Raw genomic sequence first — 18295 nt, forward strand, 5'->3', positions numbered from 1 at the left:
GGGACGCCCGGTGCACCTGATCGGCATGAGTATTCATCACAGCCACTCCGCCTACCCCGACGAGACGCCGGTCAGCCTGCCGCTGGCCATCATCACGGTCGACACCTACGGGGTCCTTACCGTCAGTTTGGATGGCGCCGAGTATCCGCCGCTCTCGCCGGCCGAGCCGTGGACGAAAGGCCGGTTCGGGGAGCTTCTCGACGTCCTCACCGCGGACCGCACGCGAACCATCCGAGTCGAGATCCAAGAGTCCGACGGCAGCACCTTCACCGACATCATCCGTTCCGCCCGCACCCCACGCTCTGAGCCGACCGATGAGTCGCCCACGCCGCGTCGGGCCCGGCGCCGCCACGCACCAGAAACCATCGAGGTGACCGGGGCCGGGTTCCAGCCAGGCGAAGACGTCGCCGTGGCCCTCGTTCGGAGCACCGCAGAAGCGACCGCGGCCGGGACCGTCCGCGTGACCCTGAATCTTGGAGAACTGCCCACGGGAGGCGCCGACATTGTGCTGGTTGGCACCACCTCGGCACGGGTCGTGACCCGGCGGGTGCCATGAGCACGCAGCGTCAGTCCGGCTCGATGGGTGACGAGCTGACGAACATCCTCATGGTCGGGCTCGCCGCCCTCTTCGGCCTCATCCTCGCCATCCGCGGCGCAGGGTCCGTCGCTGCGTTCGTGACCGGCGCCGAGCAGCCACAGACGGGAATCGCCGGTGGCCTGGCTGTCCTGTTCAATCCCGGCGATCCCGCGGGCGCGCTCCACGCCGACGGACTCAACCCCATCGCCTACTGGATTACCCTGACGCTCATACTCGGCCTCCTCGGAGCCGCAGGAGCCTGGGTGTGGATCAGGTGGCGACGTCACTCCCGCGCGGTCGATGTGGACCCACACCGGTTGGCGGGGACTGCCACCGGCCACGAAGTCACCACAGCTGCCTCCGCGAAGGCACTGGTCCACCGAGCCGGGACACTCCGCCCGTCCCTCAACAGTCCCGAGCCTCATGATGTGGGGTTCCTGCTTGGTCAGTCGAAGGGCAAACAGGTGTGGGCCAGCGTTGAGGACTCCATCCTCCTCATCGGCCCGCCCCGCTCCGGCAAGGGACTGCACATCGTCATCCCCGCGATCCTCGACGCACCCGGTGCCGTGGTCACCACCAGTACCCGGCCCGACAACCTCACCGCCACGCTCCGCGCCCGGCAGAGGATCGGGCCCGTCGCCGTCTTCGACCCCCAGCACTTGGCCGAGGGTGTTCCCGCAGGTCTTCGCTGGTCACCCATCCGCGGCTGCGACGACCCGCTCACCGCCATGATCCGCGCCACCGGGCTCGCCGCCGCCACAGGCCTCGCCGACGGCGGGGTCGACGGAGGCGGATTCTGGGAAGGCAAGACCCGAGTCGCCCTCCAAGCCCTCCTGCATGCGGCCGCATTGGATCACCGCACACCCGCCGAACTGTTCCGCTGGACCCTCGATCCCTCCGCCGCAGCCGATGCCGTCGCCATCCTCACCGGTTCGCCCCATGCTGCGACAGGCTGGGCCGAATCCCTGGAAGCCATGATTGACGCCGACCCGCGCACCCGCGATTCCATCTGGCAAGGCGTCTCCCTGGCGCTGGCCGCCCTGGCCGACCCACGTGTCCTGGACGCCGTCAGTCCCGGGTCTGGTGAGCAGTTCGATCCCGAAGCCTTCATCCGCGACAAAGGCACCCTCTACCTGCTCGCCACCGGGGCCGGGGCAGGCAACAGTGCCGCGCTCGTCGCCGCGTTCGTTGAAGACCTCGTCGAAACCGCCCGGCGTATGGCCGCCCGCAGCCCGGGCGCACGGCTCGACCCGCCACTCCTGCTCGCCCTGGACGAGATCGGCAACTTGGCGCCGCTCCCATCGCTGCCGACTCTGATGGCTGAAGGTGGAGGCACCGGGATCACGACCATGCCCGTTCTCCAATCCCTGGCCCAGGCCAGGGACAAGTGGAGCGAGAACCAGGCCGGGGCCATCTGGGACGCCAGCATCGTCAAGATCATCCTCGGCGGCGCCTCCAACAGTCGCGACCTTCAAGACCTCGCCACCCTCATCGGCGAGCGCGACGAGTACACCGATTCCATCACTCTCGGTGATCACGGCACCCGCTCCAACCAGCGCTCCGTGCGCCGGGTGCCGATCCTGCCACCCGACCGCATCCGCACCCTCCCATTCGGCACCGGCGTCATCCTCCTGCGCTCCACTCCGCCGATCATCACCGACCTGCATCCCTGGCCGAAGCGTAGCGACGCCACCGGGCTCACGCGTGACCGCGCGAGCATCGAAGCCCTCCTGCAACGGCCGCCCAGCGCCGAGTAGCCGAGCCTCCGAGTAGCCGAACGCTGGGAAGCCTCGTGCACCTGCCTGGCACAGCGGTCACCACCGGGTGACCGCACGACTCCAGGAGGTGGCCGTCATGGCTATCCGCACCCATCAGTCCGTGTCCGGCTTTGTTGCGTCCGACCCGCAGCTCACTCACACCGAGCGGGGCGATGCTCGCCTGTACCTCAAGCTCGGCATCGAGCACTACCGCAGGGAGGACGACAACAGCTACACCCAGCTGGAGACCACCTTCCACGACCTCATCGCCTTCCGCGGAGCTGCCGAGCAGGGAGCTGAGCGCCTGGAGAAGGGCGACAACATCATCGCTGACGGCCGTGTGCGCGAATACTCCTACGAACGAAACGGTCAGGTGCGTGAGGGCGAGGAGTTCATCGCCACCCGGATCGGCCATGACCTGGCGCGCACTCGCTATGAGGTGGACCGTAGCCAGCGGTCCCGTCCTTCGCGCGACGCCACTGCCTTTGAGCCGCAGCAGCGGACCGTGTCCTCGGCCGCCCCAGCAATGGGAATGTGAGGCAGCGAGCGATGAATGACGATCTGCGCCACCCAGTACCCGACGACGGACCACTCGATGACGGCGCCATCCCGAACGTCGACATCCCTGAACCTCCGCATCCGATCAACTGGAATCTGTTGACCGCCAACGATCTGGAGCAGGAACTGCTGGAACTCAACCGGTGGGTCGACTGGCTACGCCGCACCTATGGTCTCCCGGCCTCCGTCGTCCCGCCCTACTGGCACCGCCACCCCGAACTGCTCTGGGAACTTTCCGCCCTCCACCTGCACTGGCTGTGCGCCTACGACCCTGACCAGAACGGCTCCGCGCCGCTCGGCTGGCATCGCGACTTTGCCGACGCCCGCCAGAGGCTGCGTGACTGGGTGACCGCGTCCGGCACCCGCCTCGACCGCGACCGACCGACTCGGCAAACGACCTGGCCCGGCGAAGCGTCTGCCGCACACGCCGAGGAGACCGTGATTACTGATCGAGATGCGGACTTCGTTCAGTACGTTCTCGACCAGGTTGAGGCACGACAGAATGCTGAAGACGCGTTCTACGCCTCACTCGATACCGACGCCAGCGAGGCGTGAGCGTCATGGGACGCCGGTACGCGAGGAAGACGGGGCAGCGACCCCAGGAAGAGCGTGACCTCAGCATCCGTGCGGAGTTCAACGATCCGCCCGATCTGGACAAGCTCTGCGAGTTGCTGATCCGAATGTCCCTCCGGCAGCCCGCCCCAAGCTCGCCGAGCCACACGGTACTTCGCACCGAACTGGCCAGTGCGCAGACCCGGCCAACGCCGTAGAATAGGGGCATCCGCCGCGGTGGCGGGTGTTGTGGTCCTAGCGCTCGTGCAAGCGAGGCAACGCAAACATGGCCAACTTGGCCTAGTCCTACAGCCTTCGGGCTCTTCTCACGATCAACACCCACCGCGAAACAGGCCGCGTCGGATCACGGGACCAGTAGTAGCGGAGAAGAGCCATGACATCCGAGCACGCTGACGAAGCAGCCATCGACAGTCTTGTCGCCCCGACCCCATTCGCGGGCGCCATCGCCGTGTCCTACCTGCGTGTCTCCACCAAGGAGCAGGCAGAGAAGGGCGGCAACGCGGAGGGATTCTCGATCCCCGCCCAGCGTGAGGCCAATCAGCGCAAGGCCGATCAGCTGGGCGCCACCATCGTGGAGGAGTTCGTCGACGCGGGCGAGTCCGCTCGCAAGGCCCACCGGCCCGAACTCATGCGGATGATCAAGTACGTCGCCACCCACAAGACGAACTACTGCATCGTCCACAAGGTCGACCGCCTGGCCCGCAACAGGGCTGACGACGTCACCATCCACCTGGCCTTGAAGGACGCAGGCGTCACTCTGGTCTCCGCCACGGAGAACATTGATGAGACCCCTTCGGGCATGCTTCTGCACGGCATCATGTCCTCGATCGCCGAGTTCTACTCCCGCAACCTCGCTACCGAAGTTGTCAAGGGCCTGTCCCAGAAGGCCGCCCAGGGTGGCACGGTCACGAAGGCGCCGATCGGGTACCGCAACGTCGGCATCCGTGACGACATGGGCCGCGAGATCCGCACCGTCGAGGTCGATGAGGAGCGCGCGGGGCTGGTGCGTTGGGCCTTCCAGGTCTTCGCCTCGGGGGACTGGACCACCAGCCAGCTCCACCAGGAATTGGTCGCCCGCGGGCTGACGACGTCGCCGACGCCGCGGCGTCCGTCGAAGCCGATCGCGAAGTCCACAGTGCATCGGATGCTCACGAATCCGTACTATAAGGGAGCCATCGTGTACCAGGGCGTCACCTACCGCGGAGCCCACGATCCGATCGTTCCAGTCGAGGTCTGGGAGCAGGTCCAGATCGTGCTGGGTACCCACAAGTCCGCGGCCGATGCGACCCAGATTCACGACCACTACCTCAAGGGCAGTGTCTTCTGCGGGCAATGCGGCTCCAGGCTCATCGTCTGCAATGCGAAGTCCAGTCAGGGCACCATCTACCCCTACTTCGTGTGCTCCTCCCGCCACGCCGGACGCAACAACTGCACCCGCCAGGCCATGCTCATCGAAGACGTCGAGCAACTCATCGAACGCTTCTACACCCACGTGCAGATCCCGTCCGAAACCCGGCAGGCGCTCTCAGAGATGATCCACGCCAAGTTCGACCAGATGATGAGCGAAGGTGCCGCCGAGCTGGCCGAACTCGCCACCCGCCGCACCGAACTGGAAGGCGAGCAGACCAAGCTCCTCCAAGCCCACTACGCGGGCGCCATCCCCCTGGACCTGCTCAAACGGGAACAGGACCGCATCAACGCCTCTCTGGAAACCATCGAGTTCCGCATCCAGGCCCACAACGGGGAGTACGCCGAAGCTCGGGCGAACCTCGACGACTCGCTCGTGTTGATGTCCAACATGGCTGATATCTACGCCAACGCCGACGACGCGAATCGGCGCCTGTGCAACCAAGCCCTGTTCACAGCCATCTACATCGACGAGGATAACGACATCCGTGTCGGCTACCGCACCCCATTCGACGGACTGTCCAGCACCGACCTCCAGGCCGACGCCCTGACCTGGGCCGAGCAGGCCCGCACCCAAGTGGAAGCCCACGCTGAAGCTGTCGGGACACACAAAAAGGGCCAGGTTTCAACCCCGACCAAGGGTGGTCCCTTGGTCGAAAGTTCAAACCTGACCCATCTGGGGTGGCTGACGGGGTTTGAACCCGCGACCCCCGCGACCACAACGCGGTGCTCTACCAACTGAGCTACAGCCACCATCGTGCCCTTGCGGGCAACAAGAGATATCTTAGGGGCACAGATCGGAGATTTGCAAACCGGGCTGCTACCACTGGCAGGAATGAGCGGCAGATCACACCTGAGGTAACGATTTCTGTCACGACATCCTTGTCAAAGCTTGAGAACCGCAACGATTGTGTTGCAGGTACCCGGGAACCACCACTTCAGGATGACAGCCGCGGGCTCACGTATGATCATGGATACTGTTGCCCTGGGCCGGCCCCCGTGCCCGCCCGCCTTTCCCAGCCGAACGAGGTCCCACCAGATGCTGAGCGCGAATGTGCACGTTGCTGCCGATAAGTCGGCGCAACTGACCATCGCCGGCACGACGACACAGCATCCCGACCTCGCCTCCGCCCTCAATGCGGCGCGTGGTTTCGGGCGGACCAACGCAGTCTGCATCAGACTCGATATCGTCGAGCCCTCTGGCGCCCAGCACAGTCTGGACATCGACCAGACCGGCGGCCTGACACCATCCGCTCAAGCAGACGCCCCGGCCGCCGCTGCACCGCAGCCGCCGGCCGCACCGGCGGAACCCACTGCAGCCCAGGCTTCAAGCAGGCCCGCCACCCCACCGACTCCCCTGACGGAAACAGACCGGAAGCCGATCGCCCCGGACCCGGCACACGGGGCCCCTGCCCCCACCGCCGGTCCCGCTCCGGCCCCGAGCCCTCCGACCCAGACAAGCGCTGATGCCATAACGGCGGATGGCCAGACAGCCGACCGGGCCCAGCCCTCGGCGAGTACGGAGAAACCCGGCACCCCCGCAGCCCTTGCGGGCACACAGTTCTCCGGCCCGGCCGATCCCCTGCGCCCGCGCGGCAGCCGCCCCAAGTTCGAACGGACCCGGAGTCGGCGCAAGCGCGCCCAGCGAATCGGCGGCCACGCCCTGACCATCCCCGGCATCGTCCTGCTGGTCCTGCTCATCGTCATCGCGATCGCCTATCTGTTCCCGCAGGTGGTGGGCAGCCCCGGCTCGGATGCCGCCGGCACCGAGGGCGTCAGCGCCGGCCAGGGGCAGTATTCCTCTTTGAACGTGGAAACCACCGAGGAGCCCGTGCCCGGCTTCTCGAAGACGTCCAAGTGGTCGGCGGGAACCCAGCGCAAGGCCTCGGCGACCGCCAGTTCGCGCGGCGTACTGATCGTCGAGGGCAAGTCGCTGCGAGTCCTCAACCCCGCCACTGGCAAACAACGCTATTCGACCAGCGTGAAGGACCCGGTCACCTTCGCCGTCGATACCCGCATCGGCAAGCAGAGCGCGCTGGTCTGGCGCACCGGTGACACCGCCTTCGCCCTGTTCGACGGCTCGAATCAACCGGTGAAGTACTCTCTGCCGAAGAAGGCCCGGATCAGCTCCGCGGGCTCCTCGATCATCATCAAGAGCGGAGACGCGCTCTACACCTTCGGCGAGCACACGCTCGACAAGCTGCCCCGACCGGCCATCGGATCCACACCCATGGCCCTGGACGAGAGCTCGCTGATCAGCGCGAAGTTCGCCGGTCCCCTCCAACTGACCGATATCCAGACCGGTCAGAAGACGGATGTGAAACTGGAGCAACCGGCCAAGGACCTACACATCATCCGGTGGATCTCCGCCGGCTACGGCAATGTCGTGACCCTGTGGGGCGATTCCGGCAGCCGCACGAATTCGGGGCACGCGGTCCAGTTGGTCGTCCACAACGCCAAGACCGGCGCCATCAAGTCCACCGTGTCGACCAGCACCGATTCGATCGGCCAGGATGCCAAGTGGATCCGCGGACAGGGACACCAGCTGGCCGTCATCGGCCCCTACCTGTTCGATATGCGTACCGGCCTGCTGGTGCGCGACGGGACCGGCCAGCATGTGGACCTGTCCGACCCCAGGGGTGCACTGACACCTGGCATACTCGGAGGCGAGGCCGTGTTGGTATCCGGCGACACCGCCTGGCGGACCACGACCAACCTGCTGGCCGTGACCGATGACGGGCAGTTGGCAATCGTGCGCCAGGGCAACGGCTCGGTCGTCGCCTACCCCAAGGAATAGAAAATTGCCCGCCGGGTGCTTTGAGGTGAGGGGCACGGCCGGGTACCATGGGCGCAGCTGCCCTTGTCCCCACGCAGATCGGATCGACCTTTGACGGTACGGAACGCGATGCGCCGGCTGGCCTTCGGCACAGTCGCGCTCCTCGTAGGATCCGCGCTGTACGCCACCGTGCCCGCTTCGGCCGATTCGCCGACCGCGAATTCAGCCCCGGAATCGACTGTAACCGCAACTGCGCCCGGCAGCCCGACGGACCCTGCGGAATCGCCGTCCACGGCATCTTCCGCACCCACGACCCCCAGCGCGGAGCCCACCGCGTCCCCGGACCCCTCGGCCTCCGCGACCCCGACCGAGGCCCCACTGCCACAGGAGTGCCAGGGCTCCGGCGATCTGCCCCGGGCCTGCCTGTCCCTGCTCGATCTGATGACCGGCGACTCCGCCTATTCCTTCGAGTTCGCATCCGGATCCACAGGCCAGGTTCCCTCCCCCGCCCAGGCGGCCAAGGCCCTCGACGGCCGAACCATTCCCACGGCCGGCAAGGACGCGAAGGGTAATGCGACCAGCGCCGTGATCGGCATCGAAGACCGTTCGGGCGAGGCCGTGGCCACCTGGAAGGCGCTCCCCCAGCCCGCTGATTCCGTGCGTCCGACTCCCTCGACCGGCCCCACCACGGCACCGTCTCAGCTGCCGGGGATCGTCCCCTACGCCGCCCGGCCATCCACCGGACCGGCGACTCAGAGCCCTTCCGTGGGCGAGGCGATCAATCCGCACACGTTCAAGTTGAGCCTCAGTGGCGGCGTCCTGTCCTATGCCGCCAGGCCCTCCGACTCCGGTGGCTCGGATAGCGATTCGAATGCCGGTGGGGATGCCTCCGGCGGCGATGACGCCGACTCGGACGGTTCCTCCAACGCGGGTTCGGACGGCTCCTCCGACACCGGGGCCGACGGAAGCGCCGACGCTGGGAGTGGCTCCGACGGCGGCGACGCGGATGCCGGTGCAGACGAAGGCTCCGACGGCTCTGCCGAGGACGGCGGCAACGCCGATTCAGGCGGTGCGGCGGACGCGAGTGGTTCCGATCAGGCCGGCGCCGACGACAACGGTGCGGCCAACGGGTCCGGCGAGCCCTCCGAGCATCCGACAGACCCGTCCACCGAGCCGGGTACGGAACCGGGTACCGACCCCGGTGAGAGCAGCACCCCCGAGGACCCCGCCAGCAATCCCGGCGAGGATCCGGCGCCGGCGAATCCGGACGACCCCGCACAGACGGGTGGGGTGCCCGACCCGAACGAGGGAAACGGCAATTCGCATAAGTCGCCCGAGGCATCCAGTGCCCTGCCCGGCGAGGCCGGAGACGAACAGGGAGCTGACCCGGCCAGGGACTATTCCGACCCCGTTCCCCACACAGACGACGAGGGTCCCGATGCCATTCCGGACCCCAACGCTTCGACGGCTCAGCCCGATTCCACCGCGCAGTCCACGCCGGCGCCGAACGCCGGCTCGGCGGCCTCGGCCCCGCGCCTGGTGCTGCCGGTCATCGGTCTACTGGCGTTGGGCGCGCTGGCCCTGCTGCTGGTACTGGTGGTCCTGCGCAAGCAGCGCAACCGGTAGATCCCGCCCTGCACACAAAAATGGCCTGGCATGTGCCAGGCCATTTCGCTGTGTACGCGAGAGGGGACTTGAACCCCTACGTCCGCAGACACTGGAACCTAAATCCAGCGCGTCTACCAATTCCGCCACTCGCGCGAACCATCCCAGATTAGTCCATGAGGACCGAAGGCGTTAAATCGGTGGACCGAGCACGGCAGCGCGAAGCCACACCGGCCCGAGCCACACCGGCTCAGGCCGCGTCGATCCCCAGCTGCTTGCGCACCCGGGCGACGTGACCGGTGGCCTTGACGTTGTACAGGGCGATCTCGACCTTGCCGTCGGCACCCACCACCACGGTGGACCGGATGACGCCCTGAACCACCTTGCCGTAGTTCTTCTTCTCCCCGAACGCGCCCCAGGCGGTCATCATCGACTTGTCCGGATCGGACAGCAGGGGGAAGTTCAGCCCCTCCTTATCGATGAACTTCTGCAGCTTCTCCGGCTTGTCCGGCGAGATCCCCAGCACTTGCACGCCCGCGGCCTGCAGAGCAGAAAGCGAATCGCGGAAATCGCAGGCCTCGGTGGTGCAGCCCGGCGTCATCGCGGCCGGATAGAAATAGACCACCACGCGCTGTCCCGCGTAGTCGTGCAGGCTCACGGACTCGCCCGTGGCATCGGTCAGGGTGAAATCGGGGGCCTCCTGGCCCACTTCCAGACGTGGCATCGGCATCCCTTTCTATGGATTCTCCTGCCTTCACCCTACCCGGCCACCTGTCCCACGACTGCGGCCACGGGATAAGCTTGGGGCAGAAATCCGACATATCCGACTCAACCCCTAAGGACAACCGTGAGCTCGAACGTCTACACCTCCGATGTGACCGTCGATACCGCTTCCAAGGCCCAGCTGGCCGAATCAATCCGCCTGCGCTCGGCACGCCTGTCGGGCAATGTCGACGAGCTGGTCGGCCGGCTGCACCCGAAGACCCTGGCCGCGCAGGCCAAGGCGACCGCCAAGGGCCTCGTCATCAACCCCGACGGCTCACTCAAGACCGAGGTCGCGGCCCTGGGCGGCGGACTGACCTTGGCAGCGGTGGCCGTGACCAGCCTCGTCCTGCTGCGCAAGCGCCGTGGCTGAGGACCCCACGAACCCGGCGGGCGACCCGCAGGCCCCGGCGAACCTGCCCATCCGGATGCTCCACGACCGCGTGCTCGTGGCCCCCGATGCCGAACTCGGCGAGCGCAAGTCCTCCGCCGGCATCGTCATCCCCGCCACCGCGGCCGTGGGCAAGCGCCTGGCCTGGGGCGTGGTGGCGGCGGTCGGACCGCATGTGCACCAGGTGAAGCTGGGCGACAAGATCCTGTTCGACCCCGAGGACCGGTCCGAGGTGGAGCTCGAGGCCACCGCCTACACCCTGCTGCGCGAACGCGATGTGCACGCGGTGTCGGAACCGGAGACGGAAACGATCACGGGGATGTACCTGTAGGACGCCCGTAGGACGCCCGCCCGGACTCGGAAGCGGCAGATAAAGCCCCGGCGTGTGTATTACACCACAAACGGCAGGATTTGCCGCTTTTGATTTTGCACCAGACCTCCGGGTGTGTATATTTATATCCGTTGCGCCTCTAGCTCAATTGGCAGAGCAACTGACTCTTAATCAGTGGGTTCCGGGTTCAAGTCCCGGGGGGCGCACCAGGCAGGTCTTCGGACCCGCCACGCACCTCTAGCTCAATTGGCAGAGCAACTGACTCTTAATCAGTGGGTTCCGGGTTCAAGTCCCGGGGGGTGCACAGGATGTTCCGAACCCGATCGCCGTCGCGATCGGGTTCTTTGCATTCAGCACCCGCCGAAGCCCTCAGCCGTGGTTCAGGTTCGGGATCGTTGCTTTGAGGCAACGATCCCGAACCGGAACCACGACGGACCAGTCCATCGGCCGGCCGCCAGCACTCAACCAGGCAGCGCTCAGCCGCTCAGCCCGCCATTGCTCACCCCAGGGTCGCGGGCCTGTCCCAGGCGTACCCCAGCACGTGCTGGTCGACGAAACCCAGCACCGTCTCGTACCAGACCTGCGCATTGCCGCGGCCCATGATCCAGTGCGCCTCATCGGGGAAGAACAGGAAGCGGTGCTGTGTCTTCCCGGTGGCGTCCAGCGGCGTCCGCGATTTCGTCAGCAGATCGAACCACAGTTCCTGACCCTGGGCGATCGGCACCCGGTAGTCCCGGTTGCCGTGCGTGATGAGCATCGGCACCTCGATCCGCTCGCAGTACCGGTCGGCCGAGTACGTCTCGTACTGCTCACCCATCCCTCGGTCCCAACTCGAATTGTCCGAGGTCCGCGACTTGTGCTTGGCGCTCCACTGCGCGGCGTGGGTGACGATGCACTTGAACCTGTCCCCCGTCTGCCCTGCCACCCAGTTGGCCATATAGCCGCCGTAGGAACCGCCCAGCAGAGCTGTGGCGACCGAGTCTACATCCGGGCGGTCCCAGGCCGCCTGCGCCAGGGCCATGATGTCGGTGAACGGGCTCCCGCCGATCTCCTGCTGGCCACGGTCGATGAAGTCCTGGCCGTACCCGGTGGAGATCGCGGGGTCCGGCAGCAGCACCGCGTATCCGGCGGCCAGGAAGGGGCCCGGATTCCAGCGGAAGGACCAGGCGTTCCACGAACCCCACGGTCCGCCGTGGACGAAGACCAGCAGCGGGTGCGGGCCGGCGCCCTCCGGCAATGCCAGCCAGGCCCTGATCGTGGTCCCGTCGGCCGCCGTCGCCCGGACCTCGTCCAGGGCACCGGGCAGGCGCAGGGCGGTGGCGGGGTTCGGCAGCCGGGTCACGGCACCCGTCGCCGGGTCGATGCGCACGGGCAGCGGCGCCTCGTCCACGGCCGAGGCCGCTGCCACCAGGGACGCCCCGTCGCCTGCCGCGGTCGCCGGCAGAACCTCCAGCCCGGAGAACGAGTGCCGCCCCTCTAGCCCTCCTGCCAGCCGGCGCGGCGCTTCCTCGTCCACCCCGCCGATCCACACGCTGCCGCGCCCGTGATCGTCGCTTGTGGCGACCAGCGTGTGCTCGTCGAGCCACACCGGATCGAACCAGAAATCGTGTGCCGGCCACAGCGGGGCCACAGCTGCCGTTTCCAGGTCCGCGAGCAGCACCTGCGCGCCCAGGCTCTGGTCCGGCGTCCAGCGCGATTCCAGCGTGAGCACGGCGCGGGTGCCAGCGGGTGAGATCTCCCCGGCCTGCACCGCATGGGTCGAGTCCCCGGCCAGCAGTAGCCGCGGCCGTGCGGCACCGGTCAGATCGACCAGGTGGACCTCGGAGGACTGCAGGTCGGTACCGCCGGTGGCCGCGCTGCCGATCGTGCGCTCCACCGTCACGAGCGCGCGGGTTCCGTCCGGGGCGGCCTTCCAGTTCAGCATCCGCCCGTGCGGCATCTGCGGATAGCTCAGCCGCGACACCTCGGGCGCAGCGGGGTCGATGACGGCCAGGACCTGGCGCGCGGGCCCCAGATCGGCGTTCCAGTAACGGGTCGGGAAGCCCTCGTGCATGATCGCAGAGACCTTCGCGTCCTTGCGCTCGGCACTCAGCGCCACGTGCTGCTCCTCGGTGGACGCCCCGGTGTGCAGCGGAACCTCGGCGATCACGGAGTCCCCACGCACCTGCAGTGCGGTGAACCCGCCGGGGTGCACTGCCACGAGCCGGGCCTCGCCCCTGGCGGGCAGGACGAACAAGGCCGGATCGTCCGGCGTCGTGCCATCGGCGCCCTGGCGCTTGGCGGTGAAGTAAACCAGTCCGTCCGCGCCCGCTGCGACGGCTCCGACCGAGGCCGGGGGCCGGACCAGCGCGCGCACGCCGGTCGTCGCGGCGGCATCACCCCTACCGGACGGGGCTGCGGGAGCCGGGGCGGGGTGCTCGATGGTGCCGGCCACGGCCTCGGGGTCGATCTCGACCAGCCGGGTGGCATAGGCGGAACCGGCGGCGTCGAGCCCGGTGACGGTCGCATAGAGGCGGCCGTCGGGGCCGGCGATGAGCCCGCCCAGCCGGTCCGCATCGAGCATCCGGGTCGGGTTCGCGAGCGCTCCGGGCACCGGCGACGTATTCTGTGAGCTATCAGGCATGTGATTCGAATCATCTGACATACTGCGAGCCTATCCCGGAGCACCCACCGCGGCTTTAATTTAGGCTTGAACTATATTTGCGACAGTCCGAAGTCCGAGGAGGAACCATGGCAAACGGCGCATACGTCGAACCCGAATACAAACGCGATATGTCCTACATCACCGACCGGATCGTCACGGCCGACACCGCCGCGGACCTACAGGCCGACCCCGCCGCAGCCTTCGCGGACCCGGAGTCCAGCCACCTCTGGCCCGTCGCGGCCGGCCGCTACCGCCTCGTGGCCGCCCGCGCCTGCCCCTGGGCCAACCGCACCATCATCGTGCGCCGCCTACTGGGCTTGGAGGACGCCATCTCCCTGGGCATGCCGGGGCCCACCCACGACGCGGATTCCTGGACCTTCGATCTGGACCCGGGCGGTCTGGACCCCGTGCTGCGAATCCCCCGCCTCAAGGACGCCTACGAGGCCAGGCAGCAGGGCTATCCGCGCGGCATCACCGTGCCCGCCCTGGTCGAGGTGTCAAGCGGCAAGGTCGTGACCAACGACTTCCCGCAGATCACCGTGGACTTCTCCACCCAATGGCGCGAGTTCCACCGCACCGGCGCCCCCGATCTGCTGCCGGAGGAATCCGCTGCGGAAATGCTCGAGATCAACGACAGGGTGTTCCGCGATGTCAACAACGGGGTCTACCGCTGCGGGTTCTCCGGCTCCCAGGCAGCCTACGAGTCCGCCTATCAGCGCCTGTTCGCGGCCCTGGACTGGCTGGAGGAGCTCCTGGGCGAACGCCGCTATCTGCTGGGCCATCACATCACGGAGGCCGATGTCCGCCTCTTCACCACCCTGGTTCGCTTCGACCCGGTGTACCACGGACACTTCAAGTGCAATCGGCAGAAGCTCAGCGAATTCGACAATCTGTGGGCCTACGCCCGCGATCTGTTCCAGACCCCGGGCTTCGGCGACACGATCGACTTCGTGCAGATCAAACGGCACTATTACATCGTCCACACGGACATCAATCCCACTGGGATCGTGCCGGCCGGACCCGATCTGTCCAATTGGGGCGAGCCCCATGGCCGGCAGGCCCTGGGCGGTTCGCCCTTCGCACCGGGGGCCTCGGCTCCGGGACCCGTGCCGGAGGGCGAACGCGTCGATCCCGCACACAATCCGTTCATCGACCCGGCCACCGGCCTGGTCTCCCTTTAAAAAGTTCCACTACGACCCGAAATGTCGATATATCGGCATTTTCGGCCAAAATCGACAATTCAGGTTGTAGTGGAACTCTCCAGAACAGCGCAGATCGGCTCAGCGGCGGGCGGTGACCACCGTGAAACGCCGGTCGCGGGCCCACTGATCGGCCTGGCCGAATACCCGCGTGATCACAGCGCGGTGGCGCAGCACCGAGTTGAACACGCAGACCAGGGTGCCACCGGGCTTGAGCAGGCGGTGGGCGGATTCGATCATCCGCCGGGCCGGGTCGACGGTGAGCTTGGCCCCGTCGTGGAACGGCGGGTTGAGCAGCACCAGGTCGAAGGACCCGTCGGCCAGATCCGCGCCCGCGTCACTCTGCACGACCCGCGCGGCAACCCCGTTGGCGGCCAGCGTCGCCCTGGTCGATTCCACCGCGAATTCGGAGATATCCACGCCCACGGGTTCCCTGGGGTCCAGCAGCCGGGTGGCCGAGGCCAGCAGCCAGCCATTGCCACAGCCCAGATCCAGCATCCGGTCCTTGCCGCGTTCGGCCAGGTCCGCGCGGTGATCTGCCAGGGCCTGCACCAGCAGAGCCGAACCGGCATCGACCGAGGTCCCGCCGAAGGTGGCGCCGTGCGCCAGGACCGTGAAATCGCCCAGTTCCTCGGTCGGGCTGCGGCGCACCGACGACTGCGGGAACTCGGTGGGCGCCGGCAGTCTGTCGGCGGGCTTGGGATCGGAGCCCACCAGCATGCGCGACTTCGCCACGCCCGGGACCACGTCAACGGTGTCGAAGAACTTCCCGAGTTCGGTGTTCAGGGTCCGGCTCATGTGCTTCTCGCGGCCCACCAACATGAGTTCGAGGGCCACCGGAACCACCAGCTGCAGGTATTCGCGCAGCGCCAGCAGGGCCTTGGGTGCGGTCATCAACACCCGGTAGCGGGTGGGGCCAGCGGCTGCCACGAAGGACTTCAGGTCCTCCACGCTTTCGATCCGATGGGCGTCGACCAGGGGGAAGTCGGAGACTTCGTCCTGGAATACCGACACATCGGTCTTGCCCAATACCTGGGCCACACGGATCAGCGCACCGTCCTCATCGTCGTCGATGACCAGGAAGGGGTGCGATTGCCATTCGGCCTGCCGGGAGCCGGGGCGGCCGGACAGATCCAGCTGTCCGCTGGTCCGGCCGGCCAGGTATTCCTGGGTCAGTCGCGCCTTGGGGTATCCCGCCGGCCATTCCGGGTACGCCCTGCCCATGGCGAAGCTACTGGCTCCGAGGATTTTCGGTTCGGGAAGAAGAGACTGCGGCATACGACCATGGTAATCAGGCCCCCTACCTGGGGAAACCAAGGCAAGGAGCCGCTACGGCATATTGCCAAGCCTTTTGCGATAAAACAGAACGCCCCGGAAGGTACGGGACCCGTAGGGGTTCCGCACCTTCCGGGGCGCGCCGGGCTGCCGGGACTCAGGCGTCCAGCAGCTGCAGCATCAGCTGCGCGGTTTCGGACGGGGTCTTGCCGACCTTGACGCCCGCGGCCTCGAGGGCCTCCTTCTTCGCTGCGGCGGTGCCCGAGGAGCCGGAGACGATGGCGCCGGCGTGGCCCATGGTCTTGCCCTCCGGAGCGGTGAAGCCCGCAACGTAGCCGACGACCGGCTTCGTGACGTTCTCCTTGATGTACGCAGCGGCGCGTTCCTCGGCGTCGCCGCCGATTTCGCCGATCATCACGATGGCCTCGGTCTCAGGATCGTCCTGGAAGGCCTGCAGCGCATCGATGTGCGTGGTGCCGATGACCGGGTCCCCGCCGATGCCGATCGCGGTGGTGAAGCCCAGGTCCTTGAGCTCGTACATCATCTGGTAGGTCAGCGTGCCGGACTTGGAGACCAGGCCCAGCTTGCCCTTCTTGGTGATGGTCGCCGGGATGATGCCGGCCAGGGATGCCTCCGGCGAGATGATGCCGGGGCAGTTCGGGCCGATGATGCGGGTCTTGTTGCCGGCCTTCTGGGCGTACGACCAGATCTGCGCGGAGTCCTGCACCGGGATGCCCTCGGTGATGATGACCAGCAGGCCGATGCCCGCGTCGATGGCCTCGAAGGCGGCGTCCTTGGAGAACGCCGGCGGCACGAAGGCAACCGACACGTCGGCACCCGTGGCCGCCATGGCCTCGGCCACGGAGGCGAACACCGGGAGTTCGACGTCGGCGCCCGTTGCGTCCTTGTGGCTGACGGTCGTGCCGGCCTTGCGGGCGTTGACGCCGCCTACGACCTTGGCACCGGCGGCCAGCATCCGCGCGGTGTGCTTGGAGCCCTCGCCGCCGGTGATGCCCTGGACGATGATTGTGGAATCCTCGTTAAGGAAAATCGACATGTTTTCTTCCTCTTCTCAGGTCTTACTTGGCGGCCAGTTCGGCGGCCTTGTCGGCGCCGCCGTCCATCGTGTCGACCAGGGTGACCAGGGGGTTGTTGGCGTCGGCCAGGATCTTGCGGCCCTCATCGACCGCATTGCCGTCCAGGCGCACGACCAGCGGCTTGGTGGCCGCGTCGCCCAGGATCTCCAGGGCCTTGACGATGCCCTTGGCGACCTCGTCACAGGCGGTGATGCCGCCGAAGACGTTGACGAACACGCTACGCACCTGCTCGTCGCCCAGGATGACGTCCAGCCCGTTGGCCATGACCTCGGCATTGGCGCCGCCGCCGATGTCCAGGAAGTTCGCCGGCTTCACGCCGCCGTGCTTCTCGCCCGCGGAGGCGACGACGTCCAAGGTGGACATGACCAGGCCCGCGCCGTTGCCGATGATGCCGACCTGGCCGTCGAGCTTGACGTAGTTGAGGTCCAGCTTCTTGGCCTTGAGCTCCAGCGGGTTCTCCGCGGAGATGTCGCGCAATTCCTCGTGGTCGGGGTGGCGGAACGCTGCGTTGTCGTCCAGCGACACCTTGCCGTCGAGCGCAACGATGTCACCGGCGCCGGTCTTGACCAGCGGGTTGACCTCGACCAGGGTGGCGTCTTCGCCCACGAAGACGATCCACAGGCTCTGCAGCACAGGGATCAGCTTGGCGACGGTGTCCGCGTCGAAGCCGGCCGTCTCTGCGATTTCCCGGGCCTTGGCCTCGTCGATGCCGTCGATCGGGTCGACCGCCACGCGGGCCAGGGCCTCCGGGCGCTCTACCGCCAGCTGCTCGATCTCCATGCCGCCCTCTTTGGAGCACATGGCCAGGTACGTGCGGTTCGCACGGTCGAGCAGGACCGAGAAGTAGTATTCCTCGGCGATGTCGGCACCTTCGGCGATCATGACCTTGTGGGTCGTGTGGCCCTTGATGTCCATGCCCAGGATGTCCGTGGCGCGCGCCTCGGCCTCCTCCGGGGACTTTGCGACCTTCACGCCGCCGGCCTTGCCACGGCCGCCGATCTTGACCTGGGCCTTGACGACGACAACGCCGCCACCCAGTTCTTCGGCTGCCGACTTCGCTTCGGCGGGGGTGGTGGCGACCTTTCCGCGTAGCACGGGCACGCCGTGCTTTTCGAAGAGGTCGCGGGCCTGATACTCAAAAAGATCCACGTGTCTTCCTTACGTTTAGACGTCGGTGGGTATCACCTACCGGGTAATACTCTAAGCCCTTGGGCGCGCGGGCCAGGAGTCCGGCCCGTGAGCCGGACCACTACATCCCGTAGAATAGTCGGAGTCTCCCTGAAGCTTCATATACGAACATTCGATCAGCAAAGGGATTTCATCAAGATTCTTTGTTGGCAAGT

The 18295-nt window shown here is 67.0% G+C and carries 15 protein-coding genes, 4 tRNA genes and 1 pseudogene; 12 read left to right on the forward strand and 8 right to left on the reverse strand.

The window, feature by feature from the left end:
• The first annotated feature begins 10 nt into the window (after nucleotides 1-10).
• From NQ036_RS05140 to NQ036_RS05160, 5 genes and pseudogenes are all read left to right on the forward strand, one after another.
• The gene (locus NQ036_RS05140) at nucleotides 11-556 is read left to right on the forward strand and encodes a hypothetical protein (protein ID WP_257057533.1); all 546 of its coding nucleotides are present in this window, start codon (nucleotides 11-13) and stop codon (nucleotides 554-556) included.
• Nucleotides 553-2334: a type IV secretory system conjugative DNA transfer family protein gene (locus NQ036_RS05145; RefSeq protein ID WP_257057534.1), complete on the forward strand. Its 1782-nt coding sequence runs from the start codon at nucleotides 553-555 to the stop codon at nucleotides 2332-2334. The genes NQ036_RS05140 and NQ036_RS05145 overlap by 4 nt, the downstream gene beginning before the upstream one ends.
• 97 nt (nucleotides 2335-2431) lie before the next feature.
• Nucleotides 2432-2872: a single-stranded DNA-binding protein gene (locus NQ036_RS05150; RefSeq protein ID WP_119664847.1), complete on the forward strand. Its 441-nt coding sequence runs from the start codon at nucleotides 2432-2434 to the stop codon at nucleotides 2870-2872.
• 11 nt (nucleotides 2873-2883) lie between these two features.
• Nucleotides 2884-3447: a DUF4913 domain-containing protein gene (locus NQ036_RS05155; protein WP_257057535.1), complete on the forward strand. Its 564-nt coding sequence runs from the start codon at nucleotides 2884-2886 to the stop codon at nucleotides 3445-3447.
• 391 nt (nucleotides 3448-3838) lie between these two features.
• A pseudogene (locus NQ036_RS05160) lies at nucleotides 3839-4933 on the forward strand (recombinase family protein); the annotation flags it as partial.
• Nucleotides 4934-4990: 57 nt separating this feature from the next.
• Here NQ036_RS05160 and NQ036_RS05165 read toward each other — a convergent pair.
• Nucleotides 4991-5461 carry a hypothetical protein gene (locus tag NQ036_RS05165; RefSeq protein ID WP_232004492.1) on the reverse strand — a complete coding sequence of 157 codons (471 nt, stop codon included), beginning with the start codon at nucleotides 5459-5461 and terminating at the stop codon, nucleotides 4991-4993.
• A gap of 88 nt (nucleotides 5462-5549) precedes the next feature.
• Nucleotides 5550-5625, reverse strand: a tRNA-His gene (locus NQ036_RS05170).
• Nucleotides 5626-5911: 286 nt separating this feature from the next.
• Here NQ036_RS05170 and NQ036_RS05175 point away from each other — a divergent pair.
• The gene (locus NQ036_RS05175) at nucleotides 5912-7669 is read left to right on the forward strand and encodes a hypothetical protein (RefSeq protein WP_257057536.1); all 1758 of its coding nucleotides are present in this window, start codon (nucleotides 5912-5914) and stop codon (nucleotides 7667-7669) included.
• Nucleotides 7670-7759: 90 nt separating this feature from the next.
• Complete coding sequence (locus NQ036_RS05180; protein ID WP_257057539.1) at nucleotides 7760-9274, forward strand: hypothetical protein; 1515 nt, start codon at nucleotides 7760-7762, stop codon at nucleotides 9272-9274.
• Between the two features lie 53 nt (nucleotides 9275-9327).
• Here NQ036_RS05180 and NQ036_RS05185 read toward each other — a convergent pair.
• Both NQ036_RS05185 and bcp read right to left on the reverse strand, forming a co-directional pair.
• Nucleotides 9328-9409: transfer RNA gene (locus tag NQ036_RS05185), tRNA-Leu, on the reverse strand.
• Nucleotides 9410-9503: 94 nt separating this feature from the next.
• Entirely contained in the window at nucleotides 9504-9977 is a 474-nt protein-coding gene (gene bcp, locus NQ036_RS05190) for a thioredoxin-dependent thiol peroxidase (protein ID WP_257049120.1), read from the reverse strand.
• A gap of 123 nt (nucleotides 9978-10100) precedes the next feature.
• Between bcp and NQ036_RS05195 the strand changes: the two genes are divergently transcribed.
• From NQ036_RS05195 to NQ036_RS05210, 4 genes are all read left to right on the forward strand, one after another.
• Nucleotides 10101-10388, forward strand: a complete 288-nt coding sequence (locus NQ036_RS05195; RefSeq protein ID WP_257049119.1) for a DUF3618 domain-containing protein — start codon at nucleotides 10101-10103, stop codon at nucleotides 10386-10388.
• 55 nt (nucleotides 10389-10443) lie between these two features.
• Nucleotides 10444-10737 carry a co-chaperone GroES gene (locus tag NQ036_RS05200; RefSeq protein WP_257057596.1) on the forward strand — a complete coding sequence of 98 codons (294 nt, stop codon included), beginning with the start codon at nucleotides 10444-10446 and terminating at the stop codon, nucleotides 10735-10737.
• Between the two features lie 133 nt (nucleotides 10738-10870).
• Nucleotides 10871-10946: transfer RNA gene (locus NQ036_RS05205), tRNA-Lys, on the forward strand.
• Between the two features lie 22 nt (nucleotides 10947-10968).
• A tRNA-Lys gene (locus NQ036_RS05210) sits at nucleotides 10969-11041 on the forward strand.
• A gap of 195 nt (nucleotides 11042-11236) precedes the next feature.
• On the opposite strand, the gene NQ036_RS05215 is transcribed toward NQ036_RS05210, so the two are convergent.
• The gene (locus NQ036_RS05215) at nucleotides 11237-13330 is read right to left on the reverse strand and encodes an alpha/beta fold hydrolase (protein WP_257057541.1); all 2094 of its coding nucleotides are present in this window, start codon (nucleotides 13328-13330) and stop codon (nucleotides 11237-11239) included.
• Between the two features lie 137 nt (nucleotides 13331-13467).
• Here NQ036_RS05215 and NQ036_RS05220 point away from each other — a divergent pair, with 137 nt between their 5' ends.
• Entirely contained in the window at nucleotides 13468-14562 is a 1095-nt protein-coding gene (locus tag NQ036_RS05220) for a glutathione S-transferase family protein (RefSeq protein ID WP_257048628.1), read from the forward strand.
• A gap of 99 nt (nucleotides 14563-14661) precedes the next feature.
• Here the strand turns inward: NQ036_RS05220 and NQ036_RS05225 are convergent, their stop codons facing one another.
• From NQ036_RS05225 to sucC, 3 genes are all read right to left on the reverse strand, one after another.
• Nucleotides 14662-15858, reverse strand: coding sequence for a class I SAM-dependent methyltransferase (locus NQ036_RS05225; RefSeq protein WP_257048627.1), 1197 nt, complete (start codon nucleotides 15856-15858; stop codon nucleotides 14662-14664).
• A 154-nt stretch (nucleotides 15859-16012) separates the two neighbouring features.
• The gene (gene sucD / locus NQ036_RS05230) at nucleotides 16013-16912 is read right to left on the reverse strand and encodes a succinate--CoA ligase subunit alpha (RefSeq protein WP_257048626.1); all 900 of its coding nucleotides are present in this window, start codon (nucleotides 16910-16912) and stop codon (nucleotides 16013-16015) included.
• A 22-nt stretch (nucleotides 16913-16934) separates the two neighbouring features.
• Nucleotides 16935-18101: an ADP-forming succinate--CoA ligase subunit beta gene (gene sucC, locus NQ036_RS05235; RefSeq protein WP_257048625.1), complete on the reverse strand. Its 1167-nt coding sequence runs from the start codon at nucleotides 18099-18101 to the stop codon at nucleotides 16935-16937.
• Nucleotides 18102-18295: the final 194 nt, after the last annotated feature.

Source organism: Brevibacterium sp. 91QC2O2, assembly GCF_024580695.1.
Lineage (GTDB): Bacteria > Actinomycetota > Actinomycetes > Actinomycetales > Brevibacteriaceae > Brevibacterium > Brevibacterium moorei.